We start from the raw sequence: 3,597 nt of genomic DNA, 5'->3' as shown, positions 1-3,597 counted from the left end.
TGACACCGCGCGCGCCCCCCCCCCCCCACCCCGCGCGCGCCCCCCCCACCCCCCGCCCCCCCCCCCCCGCGCCTTTGTTTTCCGCCACTGTTTTGCCACAGTTTCCGCCACCGTTCTCGCCACTACTGACGCCGCCCGCATCACGGAGTACCACGAACCCGACAAGGAGCAGAGCGGGATGAAGTACGTGCTGGCCGGTGCTTCCGGCCTCCTCGGCAAGGCCCTCGCCCGCGACCTGGTTGCCGACGGCCACCAAGTCCTCCGGCTGGTACGGCGCGCTCCCAGCGCGCCCGACGAGCTGCGCTGGGACCCGGCCCGCGGCGAACTCGACGCCAACGCGCTCGGCGATCCCGACGTCCTCGTCAACCTGGCCGGCGCGAACATCGGGCGCCCGTGGACACCGACGTACCGCCTGACGATCCGGGAGAGCCGCGTCGCCACCACCGCAACGCTCGCCGAGGTGGTCAAGCAACTCGACCGGCGGCCGGTGCTGATCACGCAGAGCGGAGTCGGCGGGTACGGGACTGATCTGGGCGATCGCATCCTGACCGAGGATTCCGCACTCGGGGACGGTTTCCTGTCCGAGGTGGTCCGGCTGTGGGAGGGCGCGCTCGAACCCGCACAGGCGGCCGGCAGCCGCGTGGCCGCGCTGCGCACGGGCGTCGTACTCGATCGCAAGGCTCCGGCGTTCCAACTGCTCTCCCTTCCCTTCCGCATGGGTCTCGGTGGACGTCTCGGGTCAGCTCGTCAGTACTTCCCGGTGGTGTCGCTGACGGACTGGATCCGGTCTGTTCGTTTCGTGGCCGAACACGATGAGGTGAGCGGCCCGGTGAATGTCGCGCTACCGACGCCGGCGACGAACATCGAGTTCACCGATGCATTGGCAATGGCGCTGCACCGTCCCGCGTTCGTACCGGTACCGGCGCTGCTGATGAAGGCCGCGCTCGGCGAATTCGCGTGGGAACTCCTCGGCAGCAAACGCGCGCTGCCAACGCGTCTCCAATCCAACGGCTTCACCTTCCACCACCCAACGGTCGCTGCCGCCATCTCCGCCGCCTTGTCCTAGATCTCTGGGCGACCCTTCATTTGGGTCGCTCGAACACTTGTTCTAATATTAGTTCATGACAACGGTCGCGACCAACCCAGGACCCCTCACCGGGCACGCTCCGTCCTGCTGTGCGGCCACTCCACCCGAAGACCTGTACTGGCCTGACGACCTGCACTGGCCTGACGACCCGAACCCTCCGCGGTACCTCTCCGAGGAGGACCTGTACGACGACTTCCCGCCCATGTCGCGCGTCGACGAACTGGACTGGGAGATGTGGGCCGCCGCCGACCAGGACGAGGCCGAGCGCGAGATGCTCCGCCGTACGGCCCCACCCTGGGTACTCCTCCCGCCAGGCGCCGAACTAGCCGCTGCCTTGGAACCGGTGCGCCCTCAATACGAGACACCTGTCGCCCTGATCGAGCTGATGAAAGCCGCTACCCGAATGGAAGCTTGGGCGGCCTCGATCAAATCCGCCGCGATCGCCTCCTTCTGGCGTCAGCGCAAGGCCCAAGCCCGCGACCTACCGCGCCCACACGGCCTCGACTCCTCCGGCCGCCCCATCGATCCAGAACGCTCCTGGACCGCCGAGATCGCAGCCGCACTCAAGTTGTCGCACCCGACCGCCGCCCGCCACATCGACACTGCCCTGCACCTGACAGGCACGCTGTCCGCGACCCACACCGCGTTGCGCTGCGGCGCCCTGACCTGGTCGAAAGCCCTCGCAATCTCCGAGGCCACCCGCCCACTCCCAGACACCGCCGCCCAAGCCGTCGAGGCCCACGTGTTGCGCCGCGCCCCCGGACAAACCCACCGCAACCTCCGCGAATCCCTGCGCCGCCAGGTCGCCAAACACACCGCCCACGACGCCGCAGACCGCCACCGCGCCGCCCTCACCGAACGCACCTGCAAAGTCGTCCCGCTCACCGACGGCATGGCCGGCCTCTGGGTAGTCCACACCGCCGACAAGATCCAACAAATGTGGGTCGTAATCCAAGCCATGTCCGACCTATCCAAACGCGGCACCCCACCTCCCTCCGCGTCCACCACTCACCCCACCGCGCCCCACCCCACCGCGACCCCGTCAAACGCGACCCCATCCAGCGCGACGCTCCCCGGCGAGCACCCCAGCAGCGAGCGCCACATCAGCGAGCGCCTCGGCGTGACCACAACCGATGACATGGCCTCCCTCGACGACGCGGCCTCCACCGAGCGGCTCGACACAGCCCCAGCCGATGACAGCACCCTCGGCAAGCACCCCACACGCACCACCAGTAATCGCGCCGCCGCTACCGAACAAGCCCCCGCCACCGCTGCCGCTCACAACGTCCCCAGCCAACAGGCCGCCGCCACCAGCGCCCATCACGACGTCCCCACCGAACAGGCCGCGACTACCCGCGCCGATCACGGCCTCCTCCGCGAACGGGCCTACGCCGCCGCAACCGATCACAACGCCTCCAGCACGCACCGCGCGACCGCCACGGCAGATGACACAGCCTCGAGCGAGCGCCCAGCAGGCAACCCGGCTGGCACGACACCAGGTGACCCCGACCGCGACCAACGCACCGCGGAACAACGACGCGCAGACGTCATCACCGACCTGTTCGCCCACATGCTCCACAACGGACTCGACTGGCTCGGCCGCAGACTCCCCGATCGCCACCGCCGACGCCCACACATCGAGGTTCTCACCCCAATCACCACGTTGCTCGACATGGACGACAACCCCTGCGAGCTAACCGGCTACGGCCCCATCCCCGCCGACATGGCCCGCCGAATCGCCACCGACGGCACCTGGCGCCGGCTCCTCACCGACCCCACCAATGGCACGGTCCTAGAAGCCGCCAACACCCGCCACGACCCCGGCACCGTCGTCACCGAAACCCTCCTCGCCCGCCACCCCGTCTGCGCCTGGCCCGGCTGCAACCGCACCTCCCGCGAATGCGACCGCGACCACGCAACCCCCTTCGCCCAGTCCGGCCAAACAACCCTCGCCGGCCTAGTGCCCTACTGCGAGTACCACCACGTCATCAAAGACAACCCCGCCTGGAAGTGGAGCACCACAACCACCCCCGACGGCTCCGTAACCCTCACCTCTCCCACCGGCCACCGCTACACCACAGTCCCACCCGCCCAAGGCCCCATCACCCCAACCCACCCCACCGCTCCCACACCAGCTGCCACACCAGCTGCCACAGCCGCCGCCACTCCAACCCACCCCGCCCACAGCCCCACCGCCCAAGCCCACGGCCACACCGCTAAAGCCCACCGCTCCACCCTTCGAAGCCGCCCGCCGACTCCAGGGCTCGGAGACGAGCACCCCGGCGGTCCACCGACCAAGCAGCAGACACAATCCACTCCGCCGAACACACGGCGCCCAGCAGCCGATCCCCCACTGTTCTGACCCCCACCGCTCCGAGCCACCACAGCTTCGAGCTACCGCTCTTCTGAGCCACCTTGGGATTGACCCGTTTCGACGGACAGGGTCGGTGTGAGGTGGTCAGGCTACCTTCTCGGCGGTAAGCGTGGTGCTCGCTTCGTATTGTGCCGGG

The 3,597-nt window shown here is 68.9% G+C and carries 2 protein-coding genes; both read left to right on the top strand.

The annotated features are described in order from the left end of the window. The first annotated feature begins 178 nt into the window (after positions 1–178). On the top strand, positions 179–1,066 hold the full coding sequence (locus ACWGID_RS40940) for a TIGR01777 family oxidoreductase (RefSeq protein WP_452204789.1): 888 nt from the start codon (positions 179–181) through the stop codon (positions 1,064–1,066). A gap of 223 nt (positions 1,067–1,289) precedes the next feature. Beyond that, positions 1,290–3,449, top strand: coding sequence for a DUF222 domain-containing protein (locus tag ACWGID_RS40935; protein WP_452204788.1), 2,160 nt, complete (start codon positions 1,290–1,292; stop codon positions 3,447–3,449). The last annotated feature ends 148 nt before the right edge of the window (positions 3,450–3,597 follow it).

The sequence above is a fragment of the Kribbella sp. NPDC054772 genome, from assembly GCF_053611945.1.
The sequence above is the reverse complement of the archived record's forward strand: the minus strand, read 5'-3'. Positions and strand labels throughout refer to the sequence as shown.

Excerpts from the sequence above, each read along its gene's own strand:
- ACWGID_RS40935 (WP_452204788.1), top strand. The coding sequence starts at position 1,290 with ATGTCGCGCGTCGACGAACTGGACTGGGAGATGTGGGCCGCCGCCGAC.
- ACWGID_RS40940 (WP_452204789.1), top strand. The coding sequence starts at position 179 with ATGAAGTACGTGCTGGCCGGTGCTTCCGGCCTCCTCGGCAAGGCCCTC.